Raw genomic sequence first — 17,434 nt, forward strand, 5'->3', positions numbered from 1 at the left:
CACCGCGCAACCGCCGCCAACGCACAGCGCACGGGCACTGCGCGCTTTGCTCGCGTGGCCCCCATGGGTCGACCCGCGTCGTGCTGCGCTCGACACCTCTCCCCCGATCGACGGGGGAGAGGAAAGGCCCCCTTCCGCAACTGCTGCGGGACGGGCGGGGCAAGCGCAAGCTTTCGCGGTTGGCTCGATATCAGGAACCGGTCGTCCGCACTCTTGCCTCACCCGCCCCCACGCGGCATAGATCGGCGATGACAAGCGAACTCTACTGCCCGCGCCGCTCGGTGCTTTACGTCCCGGCCTCCAACGACAAGGCGCTGGCCAAGATCGCGACGCTGGCCTGCGACGCCGTGATCATCGACCTCGAAGACGCCGTCGCGCCCGCCGACAAGATTGCGGCGCGGGACAAACTGGCCGGCATCTTCGCCAGCCGGCCAGTTGCCAATCACCATGGGCGGCGTTGCGAGATGATCGTGCGCGTCAACGCGCTGTCCAGCGAATGGGGCACTGAAGACCTGCTCGCCGCGGCAAAATTGGAGCCCGACGGCATCCTGTTGTCCAAAGTCGCCACGCCGCGCGACATTCTGGAAGTCGGCGACGTGCTCGACGATAATTTTGCCCCCGACAGCGTCAAGCTCTGGGCGATGATCGAGACGCCCAAGGCGATGCTCAACATCGGCGCCATCGCCGAACTCGGCCGCGACCCGGCCTCGCGCTTAGTTTGTTTCGTTGCCGGAACGAACGATCTGGTCAAGGAAACCGGCATTCTGGCGACGCCCGACCGCCGCTATCTTGTGCCCTGGCTGATGCAGATGGTGCTGGCGGCGCGGGCCGGCAGCATCGACATGCTCGACGGCGTCTCCAACGATTTTCGCGACCTCGACGCGTTTGCGCGCGAATGCACGGAAGCCGCTGCCATGGGGTTCGATGGCAAGACGCTGATCCACCCCGCCCAGATCGAAACCACCAACCGCGCCTTTGCGCCCGCGCCCGAAGCTCTCGCCGAGGCGCATGCGGTGAAGGATGCCTTCGCCTTGCCGGAAAATGCCGGCAAGGGCGTGATTGCTCTGAACGGCAGGATGGTCGAGCGGCTGCATCTGGCGCAGGCCGAGAAATTGCTGGCGAAGGCCGCCGCCATCGGCGCATGATTGCCTAAGCCGGCTTCGGAATACCCCGCCCTACAAGACAGAACTTACGACAGGACCTGACCCATGAGACTCTACCGCTTTCTGTCCGCCCCCGATGATTCCACCTTCTGTCACAAGGTAACCGCGGCGCTGAACAAGGGCTGGCATTTGTACGGCTCGCCGACCTACGCCTATGACAAGAAGACCAAATCGATGCGCTGCGGCCAGGCGGTGGTGAAGGATATCGACGGCCAGGAATACGGGCCGGATACCAAGCTGAGCGACTGGTAGGCTTTGCCAGGCACGGACGCAGGCTGTGTCGAGATTCAGGTCAGGCCGAGCCGAGAACAGTGGTTTCCGAGAACCGGAGCGGAGCGTACTTAAAGTACGCGAGCACCGGAAGCGCAGGAAGCTGCCGTTCGCAGGCCGGCTTCACCTGAATATCGGCGCAGCCTCACTCCGCCGCCTCTTCGATTTTCTCCATATCATCATCCGACAGGCCGAAATGGTGGCCGATCTCGTGGATCAGCACGTGGGTGACGATGTCGCCCAGCGTCTCTTCGTTCTCGGCCCAGTAGTCGAGGATGGCGCGGCGGTAGAGGGTGATGCGGTTCGGGCCTTCGCCGGTCTGCGGGTTCCAGCGCTCGGCGATGCCGCGGCCCTCGAACAGGCCAAGCAGATCGAACGGCGTCTCCAGCGACAGATCGTCCATGATCTCGTCGGTCGGGAATTCGGCGATCATGATGACGATCTCGCCGGTCAGCTTGCGGAAATCGTCGGGCAGATGCGCGTACGCCTCCAGCGCCAGAAACTCCATCTCCTCGATCGAGGGCGAGAGTTCATCGTGCCAGGTGCGGGTCTTGTAGATGCGGGCCATGCTTTGTCCTTTGATCCCGGCATATAGGCTTTCCCTCCGGACTCGGCAAATGGACGGGTACCTGGCCGATGACTGTTTCTTTGCGCCGAATGGCTGCGACCAAAGTCCAAGGTTGGCCTCGCCACCTTTGATCAAGGAATAAATTCCTTCTGACTCCGCTTGACTCTTTCGGCACCCTCTGGAATCTATAGGAACATAACAGGAACAATTATGAGAGAAATTGACCGTCATGGCGACATCAGCCGTGGCGCGGGAGACTGTTTTTGCCCTGCGCCGCCAGATCGCGAAGATCGAGGGAACGCTGCCCGAGCGCCTGGCCGTGCCGGCCGGCGAGCGACCTCGTGCGCGTGCTGAGGGCTGTCTCCACGCCGCGCCTGAACCCGATTCCGATGTTACCATCATCCGGCGCGGGCTTGCCGCAGCTTCGCCGGATGCTTTCCTGGCCACCGGCATCGAACGCCTCGATGCGGCCCTCAGCGGCGGCCTTCCGAAAGCTGCCTTGAGCGAAATCCATGGCCTTGAGACCCGCAATGCCGGGGCCGTCGCAGGCTTTGTGCTGTCGCTTGTCAGCCTGATCCTCAAGGGCCAGCCCTTGCCCGTGCTGTGGATCGGCACGTCGGAGATTTTTCGCGAGGCCGGCTTTCCCTATGCCAGGGGATTGCAGGGCATGTTCGGTATCGCACCGGAGCAGTTGCTGTTTTCCGAGGCGCCGAAACTCACCGATGCGCTGTGGGTAGCCGAGGAGGCCGCCAAGATGACGGCGCTCGCCGCAATCATCCTCGAAATCCGTGGCAGCCCGCAGCGGCTCGACCTCACCGCGACGCGCCGGCTGCACGCGCGCGCCCAAAACGCCGGCCGGCCGGTATTCCTGCTGCGCCAGGCCGGCGAAGCCGAGCCGACCGCCGCCCCGGTGCGCCTCATCGTGTCGGCTGCACCAGCGACATCGCGCCGGACGATCGCCGGGCCGCTTGCCGGGTCGATCGGCCACCCTGCCTTCACCGTCAGCATCGGCAAGAGCCGCACCGCTCTGCCTGGACAATTCACACTGGAGTGGAACCCCGATGAACACGCATTCGAAGAAAGAAAGCCCCGCGAAAAACGGCCAGAGAATTCTGTCGCTGTGGTTCCCGCATCTGGCGGCCGAACGGATCCTGCGCCAGCGCCTGGGACGGTCGTGGCGTTCCCGGCCTTCGGATCATTTCCCGCTCGTGATCAGCCATCGCGACCGCAACGCCCAGCGCATATCGGCCCTCGACGAGCGGGCTGAGGCGCTGCATCTGAAGCCTGGCATGGGCATTGCCGACGCCCGTGCCATGCATCCCTCGATCGACATTGTCGAGGCCGATCCGGAGGCCGACCGCCGGCTGCTCGAAGGCCTCGCCGACTGGTGCGACCGCTATACGCCGCTGGTGGCGCTTGACGGCGTCGACGGGCTTTATCTCGACGTCACCGGCTGTACCCACCTGTTCGGCGGCGAGCGCGCCATGCTGGACGACATCCTTGCGCGGTTTTTCCAGCAGGGTTTCGATGTCCGCGCCGGGTTGGCCGCGACGCCGGGTGCAGCCTGGGCGGCAGCGCGCTTTTGCGGCGACCGCATCGTTGTCTCCGGCGAGGAGGAAGCGCTGCTCGCCCCCTTGCCGCTGGCCGCACTGCGCATCGAGGCCGATATCCGCGCCAGCCTGGAAAGCGTCGGTCTGCGCACCGCCGGCGCGGTCATGGCAGCGCCGCGAGCGCCGCTCGCCCGCCGTTTCGGCGCGACCTTGCTGTTGCGTCTTGACCAGGCGCTCGGCCGCCTCGACGAGGCGGTATCGCCGCGCCTGCCGGTGGCCTCGCTTTCGGTCGAACGCCACCTGGCCGAGCCGGTCGTGCTGACCGCCGAGATCGAACGGCTGGTGCTCTTGCTGGCGGTGACGCTGAAGGCCGATCTCGAACGCCGCGGCGAGGGCGCAAGGATGCTGGCGCTGCTGTTGTTTCGCGTCGACGGCGCCGTCAGCCGCATCGCTGTCGGCACCTCGCGTCCGCTGCGCGAACCGAAGCTGATCCAGCGCCTGTTCCATGAGCGGCTGGCCGCGCTCGAACAGGACATCGATGCCGGCTACGGCTTCGACCTGGTTCGGCTTTCGGTGCTGGCGGCCGCCGGCTTCGACATGCAGCAGGCCGATTTGACCGGCGAGGCCGAGGATGACGGCGCCGACATGGCACTCTTTGCCGACCGCATCCGCGCCAGGCTCGGCGACAGTGCGGTGCTGAAACCGGTCGCCCTCGAGAGCCATCTGCCGGAGCGCGCCATCGCCACCATCCCGTTCTCGGAAGCGCCACAACGCAAAACACCGCTCAGGAAGCCGGGCTCGAAAGACGCGCCGCGCGCAACCATCTTCCCGCCGGAACGGCCGATCCGGCTGTTCCGTTCGCCCGAGCCGATCGAGGTGCCGGCCACCGAAATGCCTGAGGGTCCGCCGATGAATTTCCGCTGGCGCCGCGCGCTCTACCGGGTCGCGCGCGCCGAGGGGCCGGAACGCATCGCGCCGGAATGGTGGCGTGAAACGTCAAGCGATCCGCTCACATCGACGCGTGACTATTTCCGGATCGAGGATGCCGACGGCCGCCGCTACTGGCTCTACCGGCAAGGCCTCTATGGCAACCCGCAGGTGCCGCCGCGCTGGTTCATGCATGGGGTCTTCGCATGAACGCGCTGACCGTCATCCCCTATGCGGAATTCGGCATCCAGTCGAACTTCTCCTTCCTGCGCGGCGCCTCCAAGCCGGAGGAGCTGGTGGTGGCGGCCAAATTCCTCGGCTTTTCCTCGATCGGACTGGCAGACCGCAACACGGTGGCCGGCGTCGTGCGCGCCTGGCAGCAGGCCAAGGTCGAGAAGCTCGCCTATCACCCCGGTTGCCGCCTGGTGTTCGGCGACGGCACGCCGGACATTCTCGCCTATCCGCAGAACCGCAAGGGCTGGGGCCATCTCTGCCGCATGCTGACGCAAGCCAATTTGCGCGATGAAAACGAGAAGGGCGCGACCCTTCTCCAGCGCAGCGACCTGCTCGAATGGGGCGACCTGCTGTCGCTGGCGGTGCTGCCGGATCTCTCGGCGAATGCCGACGATCCCCTGGCATTGGTCCGTCAACTGAAAGACCGTTTCGGCGCTAATTTGCGGCTAGGCATGGCGCCGGATTATCGCGGCAATGACCGTTTCCGCATCGAGCAGGCGGCGGGCATGGCGGACATCGTCGGCGTGCCGCTGATGGCGACCAACGACGTGCTTTATCACAGCGCCGAGCGCCGCTCGCTGCAAGATGTGCTCACCGCCATCCGCCTCAATTTGCCGGTCGCCGAGGTCGGGGTGGAGCTGACGGCCAACGCCGAGCGCCATCTGAAGCCGCCGCTGGAAATGGCCCGTCTCTTCCGCCCCCATCCACGGGCGCTGGCCGAGACGCTGCGCTTTGCCGGCGAACTGACCTTCTCGCTCAGCGACCTCCAGTACAATTATCCCGACGAGCCGACGCAATCAGGGCTTGGGCCGCAGGCCGAGCTAGAGCGTCTGGCCAGGGAGGGGGCCGCCACGCGCTATCCGGCGGGCGTCCCCGCTTCCGTCTTGCAGCGCATCAGTGAGGAGCTCGCTCTGATCGAGCGTCTGAATTATGCGCGCTATTTCCTGACCGTTTACGACATCGTCCAGTTCGCCCGCAATGAGGGCATTCTGTGCCAGGGCAGAGGCTCGGCCGCCAACTCGATCGTTTGCTACTGCATCGGCATCACCGAGGTCGGCCCCGAGCGCATCGACACGTTGTTCGAGCGCTTCATTTCCGAGGAACGCAACGAGCCGCCCGACATCGACGTCGACTTCGAGCATGAGCGGCGTGAGGAGGTGATCCAGTACATCTACTCCAAATACAGCGCCAAGCGCACCGCGCTGGCGGCCGCCGTCATCAGCTATCGCGGCCGCTCGGCGCTGCGCGAGGTGGCCAAGGCCATGGGCCTGTCGGACGATGTCCGCAGTGCGCTCTCCAGTTCGATCTGGGGCTGGTCGACCTCGGAGCTCGGCGAGAAGGAGGCCCATGCCGGCGGCCTCGACCGCAACGAGACCTCGACCAGGCATGTGATCGCCCACGCCAACGAGATCATGGGCTTTCCCCGGCATCTGTCGCAGCATGTCGGCGGCTTCGTCATTACCCGCGACCGGCTCGACGAGATCGTCCCCATCGTCAAGACGGCGATGGAGGCGCGCAAGATGGTCGAGTGGGATAAGGACGATCTCGACGCGGTGAAGATCCTGAAGGTGGATATTCTAGCGCTTGGCATGCTGACCTGCCTGAAGCGCGCCTTCACCTTGCTCACCGACCATTATCCGAAGGCCCGGGATGATTACGGCCGACCCTATGTGCTGGCCACCCTGCCGCCGGAAGAGAACAACGTGTACGACATGATCTGCCGCGCCGACACGCTCGGCGTCTTCCAGATCGAATCGCGCGCGCAGATGTCGATGCTGCCGCGTCTAAGCCCGCGCGAATTCTACGACCTGGTCATCGAGGTGGCGATCGTGCGGCCCGGCCCGATCCAGGGCGACATGGTGCACCCCTATCTGCGCCGTCGGCAGGGCAAGGAAGCGGCTGAATATCAAAAGCCAGAGCTGGAGGCTATTCTCAAGAAGACACTCGGCGTGCCGCTGTTTCAGGAACAGGCGATGAATATTGCAATCGTCGCCGGTGGTTTCAAACCCGGCGAAGCCGACGAACTACGCCGCGCCATGGCCACCTTCAAGCGCACCGGCACCATCGGCAATTACCGCCAGCGCATGATCGACGGCATGGTCGGCAAGGGATACACCAAGGACTTCGCCGAGCGCTGCTTCAAGCAGATCGAAGGCTTCGGCGAATACGGCTTTCCCGAAAGCCACGCCGCCTCCTTCGCTTTGCTCGTCTATGCCTCCTGCTGGTTCAAAACCTTTTATCCCGACGTGTTCTGCGCCGCGATCCTGAATTCGCAGCCGATGGGGTTTTACCAGCCGGCCCAGCTGGTGCGCGACGCGCGCGACCATGGCGTCGACATCCGCGACGTCGACGTCAATTTTTCCGACTGGGACTGCACCCTGGAGAAAGCCCAATTCGATCCGGGCCGCATCCTGGCGCGCCATGCCGAAATGCGCGGTGTCATCAAGACCCGGTACGCCGTCCGGCTTGGCTTCCGTCAGATCAAGGGCTTGGCCGAGAAGCGTATGGAAGCTTTCACCGCGCGGCGCGGCGCCGGCTATACAAGCGTCAGGGATGTCTGGCTGCGCTCGGGCCTCGATGTCGGCGAAATCGAAAGACTGGCGCAGGCTGACGCCTTCCGCTCACTCGGCCTCGATCGTCGTGAAGCCTTGTGGGCGGTGCGCGCGCTGGATGGCAAGAGCGCCGCCGAACGGCTGCCGCTGTTCGACCAGCCGGCGATCCGGCTGCGCGAACTCGAGCCCGAGACAAAACTGCCGACAATGCCGCTCGGCGAGCACGTCATCCACGACTACCGCGCGCTCGGCCTGTCGCTGAAGGCGCATCCGGTCGCCTTTCTGCGCGAGCGGCTCGACCGCGCCGGCGTCATTCCCAATGCCAATCTCGGCTCGGTGCGCGACGGCAGGCGGGTCTCGGTCGCCGGCCTGGTGCTGGTGCGGCAGCGGCCCGGCAAGGGCAATGCGATCTTCCTGACGCTAGAAGACGACAAGGCCGTCGCCAACGTCATTTTCTGGGAGCGGACCTTTACCCGTTTCCGGCCCATCGTCATGGGCGCGCGCTTCGTCAAGGTCACCGGCAAGCTGCAGTCGGAATCCGACGTCATCCACATCGTCGCCGAAAAGATCGAGGATTTGACACCGTGGCTGACGGTGCTGCTGGAAGAGATGACGCCGGCTGCCCGGCCCGACATTGCCACCCTCTCGGACAAAGCTGAAAGGGTCATGCCCAAGGGGCGGAATTTTCAGTAGGGCAAGTGCAGGGCGGTCGGGAGCCCATGACATTAATGCCGGCAAGGGCAGAGGGGGGCGCGAAGGATCGCCAACAGAATGGCTTCTTAGGCTGAGGTCCGTTTGAACCACCCCTGGTCCCTCAGCCCGGCCCACCCAATCGCGGCGGCGACAGCACGTCTTCCGCCGAAATCGTCCGCGCCTCCGAGGGCAGCATGATCGGGATGCCGTCGCGCACGGGATAAGCGAGCTTGGCGATCCGCGAGATCAACTCGCCGCGCACCGGGTCCCAGGCCAGCGGCCCCTTGGTCAGCGGGCAGGCCAGCAGCTCCAGCAATTTTGGATCGACATTGACCGACTTGCCGTCACGCCCATCCGCAGCCATTGGATCCCCCTTCAGCCATCGGCTCAGCCCTTATTGCAGGCTGGAGCCAAAGTCCTCATTCTCGCGCGCCAGCGCCATTTCGGTGATGGCGATCAGCGTCTCCGCGCGGGCTTTCAGGTCGGGCGCCTCCAGCAGCGCCTGTTTCTCGGCCGGTCCGTAGGGCGCCATCATCGACAGCGCATTGACCAGCATGGTGTTCTCGGCGCGGCTGACGCTTTCCCAATCGGCTTCGAGATCGTTGGCCTGCAGATAAGCGCGAAACGCTTTCAACAGCGCCGGCCGGTCGACCTCGCTTGCCGCCTGGTCTTCGGCAAGATCGGTGAGGAACGGCGCCAGCTTGCATTGCCGGAAAGGCGTCTTCACCGGCAATTCGCTGGTGATGCGGAAACGGCAGACGCCCTGCAGCGAAACCAGATAGCGGCCGTCGCCGCTCTCGGCCATCGAGATGATGCGCCCGGCGCAGCCGACATTGCACAGTTCCGGCTCCCCGTCGGCGCGCAACGCGCCATTGAGGCTGGGCTGGACGATGCCGATCAGCCGCGCGCCGGCGATCGCCTCATCCACCATCTGCAGGTAGCGCGGCTCGAAGATGTTGAGCGGCATGCGCCCGCCCGGCAGCAGCAGCGCGCCGGCAAGCGGAAACACCGGAATGGTTGCCGGCAGATCCTTGCCGACCCGGTAAAATGCGTTTCCGACCTGCACCTTCACTCCTCCGACCCGCTTCGGGCGCGATGTTATCGGCCTAATCTGGCGCGGCGGCCGCCGACCGCAAGGCCCGACAGCCACGCCCCGGCAATTTGGCCGGCAAACGGCTCAGGAAAACAGCAGCGACGACAATTTGCGCCGTGCCGCCAGCGTCGCCTCGTCGGTCATGCCCCAGGCCTCGAACAGTTTCAGCAGCTGCGCCCTGGCGCCGTCCTCGTTCCACGTCCGGTCGGCTTTTATAATCGCCAGAAGATTGTCGGCCGCCGCATGGCGCTCGCCCCTGGCGTTCTGGATCATGGCGAGGTCGAAACGCGCCTGGTGGTCGCCGGGATTGGCGGCCAGTCGCTGCTCGAATTCAGCTGGATTGCCAAGTGCTGCCGCTTCCGCAGCCAGCGTCATCTTGGCACGCAGCGCGGCAAGTGCCGGCGCATTTTTCTTGGCCTCCGGCGCCGTTGCCAGCAGCGCCTCGGCGCCGTCGCTGTCGCCGGCCTCGAACAGAAGCTCGCCCAGCCCGGCAATCGCCTCGATCGTCTCCGGCGCTTGCGCCAGGATGGCGTCGTAAATGTCGGCTGCGGTCTGCGCATCGCCCGCCGCATGCGCTTCCGCCGCCGCGGCCAGTGCTTCGGCCACCGGCGGCGCGCCATTGCCCTTGCCGCCGACCTTGGTGATGAACTCGGCGATCTGGCTCTCGGGGATGGCGCCCATGAAGCCGTCGACAGGCTGGCCGTCCTTGAAGGCGATGACCGCCGGGATCGACTGGATGCCGAGCTGGCCGGCGATCGAGGGATGATCGTCAATGTTCATTTTGACCAGCTTGACCTTGCCGCCGGCGGCCTTGACCGCCTTTTCCAGAAGCGGCGTGAGCTGCTTGCAGGGCCCGCACCACGGCGCCCAGAAATCGACCAGTACCGGCTGTTTGCGCGATTCCTGGATGACGTCGGCGGCGAAAGTGGCGGTCGTGGTGTCCTTGATCAGCTCGCCAGCGGCAGGTGCTGCGCCGGGTGTCGGGCCAAGTGCCGACTTGGCCGGCTCGGCGCCGCCATATTGCACGGACGTGGTGTACTGGCCAGAATTGCCGCCGAATTGGCCGCCAAACGGATTGTTGTTGTCGCTCATGTCGTCGCCCTTCCGATCGCGCCCAGCGGAGCAGCGCGACGTCCTTAACTAGAGGTCAGTTTTCGCCATCCATGTGGCGATCAAGCCGAGACTTTCAAGATAGCAGCATCATGTCCGGTTGCCTCGACGAATCTGATGAGGTCGGCGGACGCGATCGACGTCGTCGCCTCATTGGTCAGCGGATGCGCGTTGACTGTCGCATGTGCTATCAAATCTTGGTCGAGCACCACTTTGACCCGTCTTTCGGTGTCGTTGATCAGCCCGAACACGGTGACCGCGCCCGGAATGACACCGAGCAGCTCCATCAGCATCTCCGGCTTGCCGAACGACACCCGGCCGGCGGCGCCGATCATCGTGTGGATCTGCTTCAGGTCGACGACCGCCTCCTCGCCGACGCTGACCAGGAAGAAATTGTCCTTCTTGTCCTTGAGAAACAGATTTTTCGTGTGCCCGCCCGGTATCTCGCCGCGCAGCGACTGCGAATCGGCCACCGTATAGAGCGGCGGATGGCGCACGGTCGACACTGATATGCCGAGATCGGCAAGAAAGGCGAAAAGCTCGGCTTCGGTCTTCGGCATTGGTGGTCTTCCCCTGTATCGGCGCGCGGCAAAGCCGTTTACGGCCAATGATGCCGCCGAGACAAGACCGTCATGCGGGAAGTCGATGAACCACCCGCGTGGCCGACAAGGTTCCGCCAAGCGATTTGGCGCGACCAAAAAGCCCGTCATTTCCCTGTTGCAATCGCCGCGCTCTTCAGCCATATAGGCCCGGCTTGCGGCCAAAGGGCCGTGTGAGCGGGTGTAGCTCAGGGGTAGAGCACAACCTTGCCAAGGTTGGGGTCGAGCGTTCGAATCGCTTCACCCGCTCCAGTTTCCTCTAGGGGGAATCAAGCGATGAAGAGGCGCCTTTCGGGGCGCCTTTTGCTTTTTCCAGACCGGCGATGTAAGCGCGTTGCGGAACACTTGTTCTCCCTCAGAACCAGGCGCAGGTAAGACGGCGTGGCGCACAATCCCTCGGGTTCAATTTCGGCGAAAGGCGGCACCGCATCTGAAGCGCTTGCTTGGCTGGCGTTGCGGAACGCCGCGTCCGAATGCGGCTCAGGCTCGCGCTTGATCGACCCGCAGCCCCTGCGCGCACTCCCGGCGGGACGCAAGTGGGCGCATGAGATTGCCAAGGTAATCTTCGATGGCCTCATGGCAGGAAGCCTGTCGGTGCCGGCGCAATTGGCTGCCGGATGGGCGAGGTTCGGCAGCGCAACCACCGCGTTGATCATCGAACTCGGCAAGATCTGGGACAATCCCGCAGCGGCTCGCCGCGTCCAGTACCAGCTTGAGCAAATGCTTCTCGAACCCGACGATCTTGCCACGCCGCGCAGGCTGGCGCGAACGCTCGGAATTCGCGTCGACGCTCGCAATCCGACCGCGACCGAACTGCCGGAAGGCATCGATCAGATCTATGCCCATCTGATGCTGGATGGCCGGATCGAGGCTGTCGTGCAGTTCGGTGCACTCGGGACGGTGACGAGCGATCATTGGATTGAATTGATCCTGGATGTAGTGCCTGCTGAGCGGCTTGCGGGAGGATCGCCTGCACCGCAAAAGGGCGCCGGCGCGACCACGTCAAACACGCCTGCAGCCGAGGTATCGTTTGCCATGGCGGGAAGCGAGCCCGATCAGGACAGCCACTTCGGCAAACTCGCGCAATTGGCCGCACAGGCGCATGACCTGGTTCGGTCGAGCGCTGAACCGTCAGAGCCTGTTACGCCGCGCCGCGCACGGGTCGCGGACAAGCACGACAAGGATCGCACGGCGTTCTGGAACAGCTATTTCGCGACCGAGGATCCCTGGAACTACAGCTCGCTCTATGAGCAGGAAAAATATGAGCGGCAGATCGAGATCCTGCCTGCCGGTCCCATCGGCCGGGCGCTTGAGCTGGCCTGTGCGGAGGGCCATTTCACGCGGCAGCTGGCGCCGCGCGTGGGCCATCTGACCGCAACCGACATCTCCGCCATAGCCATCGAGCGAGCCCGCGCCCGATGCAACAATCAGGCGAATGTCGAGTTCGGCGTACTCGATTTCGCTGCCGACACGCTGCCGGGTGAGATGGATCTGATCTTCTGTTCGGAGGTGCTCTACTATCTGGACGATCTCGCCGAGTTGCGGCGCATCGCCAAGAAATTTGCCGAGGCGTTGGCGCCTGGCGGTAGTTTCATCAGCGCACACGCATTCGTGCTGCGTGACAATGTCGAAAAGACGGGCTTCGACTGGAACACATTCGGTGCCCAGGCGATCTCCGAGACGCTGGCAGCGACCGAAGGCCTGGTGCTCGAGCAATCGATCCAGACCGAGCTCTACCGCATAGACCGCTTCCGCCGCCTATCGCCGGGCGATGTGGCGACGGACCCGGTGATCGATCATGTGCCGATCCGCGCGCCCATCGAAATCGGCGTCGCGCGAAATATCGTCTGGGGTGGGGCGCGAGCCTTGCGCCGCGACGTCGCACGTAACGAGCAGCGCCAGCATATCCCTGTCCTCATGTATCACGGCGTTGCCGATGAAGGTCCGGCCGCGCTCGCTCGCTTTCGGCTCACGCCCGCCGCATTCGCCAGCCAGATGGGATGGCTGCGCGCCAATGGCTTTCACGCCATTGGCTCCGAGCAGCTGGAAGCATCCATCGCCAACCGTCAGCCTTTCGTCGGCCGCCCGGTGCTCATCACCTTCGATGACGGCTTCCAGAACTTCGCCGACCATGCCTGGCCGATCTTGCGCGCCAACGACCTGAACGCGGAAGTGTTCCTGGTGACGGACCTGGTGGGCGAAAGTGCAAAGTGGGACACCGACATCGGTCCGCCGACGCCGCTTATGGGCGCCGGGACGGTGCGACGCCTCGCTGCCGAAGGCGCCTTCTTCGGCAGCCACATGGCGACGCATCGCGCCATAGATGGTCTGTCGAGCGCTGACCTGGCCGCCGAGCTCCTGCGCTCTCGTCTGTTCATCGAACGCTGGACCGGCCGGCCAACCAGGGCGTTCGCGGCCCCCTTCTCCGTCACCGACCGACGGCTTGGCCGGCTGGCTAGGGAGTGCGGCTATCGAGTAGGCTTCGGCCGCAGGCACGGGCCGGCGGACCTCCATAGCGATCTCATCGACCTTCCGCGCATCGAGATTCGCGGCGACCGCTCGCTCGATGACTTTGTCGCCACTGTCGAGGCCGTGCTCGGATAAACGGTGAACTTGTCAGTTCATTATTGGGCGACTTGCGACACGGCTGACATCAGCTCCTTCGGGTTTGGGGCGCCAAACATGTATCGCCCACCCTCCGGGACCTCCGTGAAGCTCCAGCGGACGATCCCCTGCCGGTCCAGCAGGAACTGACCAACCAGTTGTCCGTGTCCCGTGGCCATCATCTGCTCGTCGGCTTCGGTCAGTTCGTAGTGGTCCTTCTTGTCGAGGATTGCGGCGGCTGTCATCGGATCCATGGGACCGGGCAATTCGCCAGGTATGTCGACCCGCATGTCCTGTGCCGCTGCCATCGCGACCTTGTACGGCCAGTTCGTCTCGTTCTCGGTGAATTCGAGATTGGGCAGTCCAAAAGCACGATGTGAAGCGCGTTCCGGGTCCGACGCCGCAAGCAGGTTCGGCATTGGATGGTAGCGGAAATAGAGCCGCGCCCGTTCGATCGGCGTGTTGACCACCGTCAGGCTCTCCACGCCCTTTTCGCGCAGCTCCGGATCGAGACGCGCCTGAGCGGCGATGTGGCGCCGGCAAAACGCACAATGCAGACCTCGAAACAGGCCGACCAGCACCGGTTTTTGCCCGCGAAAGTCGTCAAGCGCAATCTTGCCTTCCTGGGTAATGGCGTCGAGTATCAGGTTCGGCGCCCGGTCGCCCGGTTGAAGCGGTATCAATCCACTAGGCGCGGACATGTCCAACCCCCTATCCCGGCTAGTCGAGAAAAGGCAGCACCACAAGCGCTTCCGGGTCGAGCCCGTGCTGGGCGCATATACCCTGCGCCAGGGAAAAGTAGCGTTCGGCCTCGGCCAGATTGTCGAGGTCGAGATTAAGCGTTGCGAGTCCATCATAGCACGGAAACAGCAGTTGGGGCTCGCCCGTTTCGCGGGCTACCTCCAGTGCTTCGTGGAACAAGCCGATCGCCAGTTCCGGATGGCCGTTGCACTGGTGGATCTGCCCAAGCACGATCAACGGCACTGGCAGGTGCTCGCGCTGGTCGAGCGCCCGGTCAATTTCGATGGCCTTCTCGGCAGCAGGCACGCCCTCCGTTGGACAGCGATCCGTGAAAGTACAACAAGCTACCGCCAGATTGGCGAGGAGGCGCGCCTGGAAACCCAAATCGCCAATACGGCGCGCCACTTCAAGACCGCGCCGACAGACCTCCATCGCCTTCGCCGGATCGATGGTCGTGTAGAGCACCCCGAGATTGGTGTAGCCGCGGCAGGCCGCGCCCAGCAGACCGGCGGCTTCGGCCAATTCAATGCTGCGCTCAACCTCACGCACGGCTTCATGGTTTCGCCCAAGGCGAGCCAGCGCAACAGCCTTGGTATTAAGTGCCTCGGCGGTCACGAGGGTGGCATCATCGGAGACATGTTCCGTTGTCAGAGAGCGTACGCAATCCAGCGCCGCGTCTGCCCATTTTGCCGCGAGAGTGTGATCTCCGCTGCGGAACGCCTGTCGGCCACGTTCTTGCCAGAGATGCGCCTGCTCGATCGGGGCATCCGCTCCATCGAGGAGCGCTGCCGCTTCAGCGTAGCGCGATTCCGCGTCGTCCCGCTTGCCCACGTCCCAAAACAGCCGACCGATCTTGCGCAAAACGCGCGCCGCCGCGACACGATCGGCTGACTCGCGATAGGCCTGCAGCACCGCCTCGTAGTGGCGGTGTGCAATCTCGCGGCGGCCTGCCGGGCCGCTCAAATCGGCAATGCGCTCTGCAATTGCCAGTTTGAGCGGTGTTTGCCCGATCGCGCCCAACGCAGTCAGTGCTCGCTCGTAGAAACGAAGGGCGTCGTCATTGGCGTATATCATGCGAGCGCGATCTCCCGCCGCCTGCAGGTAATGCGCGCCCCTCTCCCGCTCGGCGCTCTGAGCGAAATGATGCCCGAGCACGGCCAGATCCTCGAACCGTTCCGGCTTGTCGCCGCACAGTTGCTCCAGGGCGGCACCTACCCGGCGGTGGATGTCGGTCCGGCGTTGCAGGAGCAGATTCTGGTAGATCACGTCCTGCAGCAATGTTTGCGTAAAGCGGTAGCTTTGCGACGAGACCGAGCCTGATCCGGCAACTTCCTCGATGATTTCCGCATCGCAAAGCAGTTCGCAGCCCGCTTCCAGTCGGCCGGGGTCGGCTGCCACGGCTTTCAGAAGCGTGGCATCGAAGCGCGGGCCGATTACCGCGGCTTCCTGGGCCAACCGGCGCACCTCTTGCGGCAGCCGGTCGACGCGAGCAAGCAACATTGCCTGGATCGTGGCGGGGATGCCGGTTGCGACTTCGCCTGCCACGGTCCGCCATTGCTGGCCCTCGCGCACCAATACACCGCGATCGATAAGGCCGCGAACGATCTCCTCCAAGAAAAGCGGGTTGCCGCCCGCGCGCTCGAGGATCTGGTCGAGAAGCCCTCCTGCGGCGTTTACCCAGCTCTCGCCGAAAAGCGCCGCCACCAGGCGGCGTCCGTCATCGCTGTCGAGCGGCGAAAGCCTGAGCGCTGTGTGGCTGACCCGACTTGAGTCGAGTTGGTCGTTGTCCGACGCCGGACGATGCGTGACCAGCAACATCAGCCGCGTGCGTTCCAGTCTGTCCATCACGAAACGCAGTGCCTCGAGCGAGACGGAGTCGGCCCAGTGCAGGTCTTCGACGACAATCAATAGCGGCGACAACGCAAGCCGCCGTTCCATGATTGTGCGGACCGCGTAGAGAATTTGCCGCCGCAGCTGCTCGGGCTCGACATGCTGCAAGGTGGCATCGGGGTCGCCGAGGCCAAGCACATGGTAGAGCAAAGGCATCAGCCGCTTCGCCTCCTCGCCCTGCAGGCCGAGATCGGCAAGCAAGGCTGCGAGCTTGCCCCGCATTTCGTCCCCATTGTCGTTTTGCATCATCCCGGCAGCGCTGCGCACCACTGCACCCAGGGCGCCAAATGATTGTTCACCCAGCGGTGAGCACGTGGCCTGCCGCACGGCGACGTTGCGAAAACGATCCTCGTCGCCGACGCGGGCGACGAACTCCTTCACCAACCGCGACTTCCCGATACCGGCTTCGCCGACGAGGCGGACAAGCTGGGCCGAGCCGCCGCACGCCAAGTCAAGGCTCGCCAGCATTCTGTTGAGCTCCGCATCACGACCTATTATGGGCGCACTGAGGCCGAGCGCCTCGAGCCCGCGCGCTGCACGCGGCGCCGCAAGCGGTGCATCCAGTCGGTGGACGAGCACACTGCCAGCCTTGCCGCGAAAGACGACATCGCCCAGCGACTCGTACGAGAAGGCATGCCGGGTCAGCCTGTGCGTGAGTTCGCCCACCAGCACCTCACCCGGTGCAGCCAGCGATTGCAGGCGTTGCGCCGTATTCACCGTGTCGCCGGTCACCGAATAGGATTTGGCGGTGCCGATGCCCAATCCGCCAGTAACGACCGGACCCGTGTTTATGCCTATGTGGAGCAGCAGCGGCGAGCCGGAGTGGCGGGTGCTTTCACCGAGCCGCGCCGTCCGGGCGATCATGTCGAGAGCGGCTCGAAGCGCACGTTCCGGATCGTCCTCATGCGCGACCGGCGCACCGAACAAGGCGAGCAGAGCGTCGCCGATGAATTTGTCGACGAAACCACCAAAGCCTTGCACGGCCGCCGTCAATTCCTTGAACAGTTCGTTCTGCAGCGCCTGCATGACCTCGGGGTCGAGCTGCTCGCTGAGTGTCGTGAAGCCGCAGAGATCGGCGAACAGCACCGTTACCGTTCGTCGATCGGCGTCGGAGACGGAATGCGGCCCCTCTTCGCTTTCGATGTTCGGCGATGGAGCTCGAGAGGGCTGCGCAATGGTGCGGCTTGGTGTCGGAGCAGGCCGTTCGGCAGCTTTTGCGGACGCACCGACGCTTGCCCCACATTTAGGACAGAACTCGAAATCAGGTGCGCAGGCGTAGCCGCAACTGGCGCATGGCACGGGCTGGCGGCGGCCACACTTCGGACAGAAGGCGTAACCGCCCTCGATCTCGAAACCGCAGCCCGAGCAGTTCATGGACACCTCACCAGAGCATGATGCCGAAGAGTGTGAAGCGGTTTTCGGACGACATCATGCTCTATC

The 17,434-nt window shown here is 64.3% G+C and carries 13 protein-coding genes and 1 tRNA gene; 7 read left to right on the forward strand and 7 right to left on the reverse strand.

The window, feature by feature from the left end:
- Nucleotides 1-248 precede the first annotated feature (248 nt).
- Complete coding sequence (locus NKJ78_RS28345) at nucleotides 249-1,145, forward strand: HpcH/HpaI aldolase/citrate lyase family protein (RefSeq protein ID WP_023740129.1); 897 nt, start codon at nucleotides 249-251, stop codon at nucleotides 1,143-1,145.
- Between the two features lie 63 nt (nucleotides 1,146-1,208).
- Nucleotides 1,209-1,415: a DUF1737 domain-containing protein gene (locus NKJ78_RS28350; protein WP_023673921.1), complete on the forward strand. Its 207-nt coding sequence runs from the start codon at nucleotides 1,209-1,211 to the stop codon at nucleotides 1,413-1,415.
- 163 nt (nucleotides 1,416-1,578) lie between these two features.
- Here NKJ78_RS28350 and NKJ78_RS28355 read toward each other — a convergent pair whose 3' ends face one another.
- Nucleotides 1,579-2,001 carry a metallopeptidase family protein gene (locus NKJ78_RS28355; RefSeq protein ID WP_023702572.1) on the reverse strand — a complete coding sequence of 141 codons (423 nt, stop codon included), beginning with the start codon at nucleotides 1,999-2,001 and terminating at the stop codon, nucleotides 1,579-1,581.
- Nucleotides 2,002-2,230: 229 nt separating this feature from the next.
- Here NKJ78_RS28355 and NKJ78_RS28360 point away from each other — a divergent pair, with 229 nt between their 5' ends.
- From NKJ78_RS28360 to NKJ78_RS28370, 3 genes are read left to right on the forward strand one after another with little or no spacing between them, the layout of a single operon-like run.
- Nucleotides 2,231-3,268, forward strand: a complete 1,038-nt coding sequence (locus NKJ78_RS28360) for an ImuA family protein (RefSeq protein WP_023740130.1) — start codon at nucleotides 2,231-2,233, stop codon at nucleotides 3,266-3,268.
- On the forward strand, nucleotides 3,210-4,688 hold the full coding sequence (locus NKJ78_RS28365; RefSeq protein ID WP_023740131.1) for a DUF6504 family protein: 1,479 nt from the start codon (nucleotides 3,210-3,212) through the stop codon (nucleotides 4,686-4,688). Before NKJ78_RS28360 ends, NKJ78_RS28365 begins: the two co-directional genes overlap by 59 nt.
- Nucleotides 4,685-7,957 carry an error-prone DNA polymerase gene (locus NKJ78_RS28370; protein WP_023740132.1) on the forward strand — a complete coding sequence of 1,091 codons (3,273 nt, stop codon included), beginning with the start codon at nucleotides 4,685-4,687 and terminating at the stop codon, nucleotides 7,955-7,957. Before NKJ78_RS28365 ends, NKJ78_RS28370 begins: the two co-directional genes overlap by 4 nt.
- A gap of 121 nt (nucleotides 7,958-8,078) precedes the next feature.
- On the opposite strand, the gene NKJ78_RS28375 is transcribed toward NKJ78_RS28370, so the two are convergent.
- The 4 genes from NKJ78_RS28375 to NKJ78_RS28390 all read right to left on the reverse strand — a co-directional run bounded on the left by NKJ78_RS28375 (nucleotide 8,079) and on the right by NKJ78_RS28390 (nucleotide 10,720).
- Entirely contained in the window at nucleotides 8,079-8,321 is a 243-nt protein-coding gene (locus NKJ78_RS28375) for a Trm112 family protein (protein WP_023687636.1), read from the reverse strand.
- 30 nt (nucleotides 8,322-8,351) lie between these two features.
- Nucleotides 8,352-9,023 (reverse strand): LON peptidase substrate-binding domain-containing protein, encoded by a 672-nt coding sequence (locus tag NKJ78_RS28380; protein ID WP_023685086.1) that lies wholly within the window; start codon nucleotides 9,021-9,023, stop codon nucleotides 8,352-8,354.
- A 111-nt stretch (nucleotides 9,024-9,134) separates the two neighbouring features.
- Nucleotides 9,135-10,142 (reverse strand): thioredoxin, encoded by a 1,008-nt coding sequence (gene trxA, locus NKJ78_RS28385; protein WP_023736734.1) that lies wholly within the window; start codon nucleotides 10,140-10,142, stop codon nucleotides 9,135-9,137.
- 80 nt (nucleotides 10,143-10,222) lie between these two features.
- Nucleotides 10,223-10,720, reverse strand: coding sequence for a prolyl-tRNA synthetase associated domain-containing protein (locus tag NKJ78_RS28390; RefSeq protein ID WP_023672125.1), 498 nt, complete (start codon nucleotides 10,718-10,720; stop codon nucleotides 10,223-10,225).
- A 216-nt stretch (nucleotides 10,721-10,936) separates the two neighbouring features.
- Between NKJ78_RS28390 and NKJ78_RS28395 the strand changes: the two genes are divergently transcribed.
- Both NKJ78_RS28395 and NKJ78_RS28400 read left to right on the forward strand, forming a co-directional pair.
- Nucleotides 10,937-11,011 (forward strand) — tRNA-Gly (locus NKJ78_RS28395).
- 324 nt (nucleotides 11,012-11,335) lie between these two features.
- The gene (locus NKJ78_RS28400; protein ID WP_352562756.1) at nucleotides 11,336-13,363 is read left to right on the forward strand and encodes an SAM-dependent methyltransferase; all 2,028 of its coding nucleotides are present in this window, start codon (nucleotides 11,336-11,338) and stop codon (nucleotides 13,361-13,363) included.
- Nucleotides 13,364-13,383: 20 nt separating this feature from the next.
- Here the strand turns inward: NKJ78_RS28400 and NKJ78_RS28405 are convergent, their stop codons facing one another.
- Together NKJ78_RS28405 and NKJ78_RS28410 are read right to left on the reverse strand one after the other, a co-directional pair.
- Nucleotides 13,384-14,064 (reverse strand): redoxin domain-containing protein, encoded by a 681-nt coding sequence (locus NKJ78_RS28405; protein ID WP_023672127.1) that lies wholly within the window; start codon nucleotides 14,062-14,064, stop codon nucleotides 13,384-13,386.
- A gap of 19 nt (nucleotides 14,065-14,083) precedes the next feature.
- On the reverse strand, nucleotides 14,084-17,368 hold the full coding sequence (locus NKJ78_RS28410; protein WP_023672128.1) for an adenylate/guanylate cyclase domain-containing protein: 3,285 nt from the start codon (nucleotides 17,366-17,368) through the stop codon (nucleotides 14,084-14,086).
- Nucleotides 17,369-17,434: the final 66 nt, after the last annotated feature.

The sequence above is a fragment of the Mesorhizobium sp. M0037 genome, assembly GCF_040323635.1.
GTDB lineage: Bacteria > Pseudomonadota > Alphaproteobacteria > Rhizobiales > Rhizobiaceae > Mesorhizobium.

Bases quoted from the DNA above. Each gene is read 5' to 3' on its own strand.
- NKJ78_RS28400 (WP_352562756.1), top strand. From the start codon at position 11,336: ATGGCAGGAAGCCTGTCGGTGCCGGCGCAATTGGCTGCCGGATGGGCG.
- NKJ78_RS28355 (WP_023702572.1), bottom strand. From the start codon at position 2,001: ATGGCCCGCATCTACAAGACCCGCACCTGGCACGATGAACTCTCGCCC.
- NKJ78_RS28345 (WP_023740129.1), top strand. From the start codon at position 249: ATGACAAGCGAACTCTACTGCCCGCGCCGCTCGGTGCTTTACGTCCCG.
- NKJ78_RS28390 (WP_023672125.1), bottom strand. From the start codon at position 10,720: ATGCCGAAGACCGAAGCCGAGCTTTTCGCCTTTCTTGCCGATCTCGGC.
- NKJ78_RS28360 (WP_023740130.1), top strand. From the start codon at position 2,231: ATGGCGACATCAGCCGTGGCGCGGGAGACTGTTTTTGCCCTGCGCCGC.
- NKJ78_RS28410 (WP_023672128.1), bottom strand. From the start codon at position 17,368: ATGAACTGCTCGGGCTGCGGTTTCGAGATCGAGGGCGGTTACGCCTTC.
- NKJ78_RS28370 (WP_023740132.1), top strand. From the start codon at position 4,685: ATGAACGCGCTGACCGTCATCCCCTATGCGGAATTCGGCATCCAGTCG.
- NKJ78_RS28405 (WP_023672127.1), bottom strand. From the start codon at position 14,064: ATGTCCGCGCCTAGTGGATTGATACCGCTTCAACCGGGCGACCGGGCG.
- NKJ78_RS28375 (WP_023687636.1), bottom strand. From the start codon at position 8,321: ATGGCTGCGGATGGGCGTGACGGCAAGTCGGTCAATGTCGATCCAAAA.
- trxA (WP_023736734.1), bottom strand. From the start codon at position 10,142: ATGAGCGACAACAACAATCCGTTTGGCGGCCAATTCGGCGGCAATTCT.
- NKJ78_RS28350 (WP_023673921.1), top strand. From the start codon at position 1,209: ATGAGACTCTACCGCTTTCTGTCCGCCCCCGATGATTCCACCTTCTGT.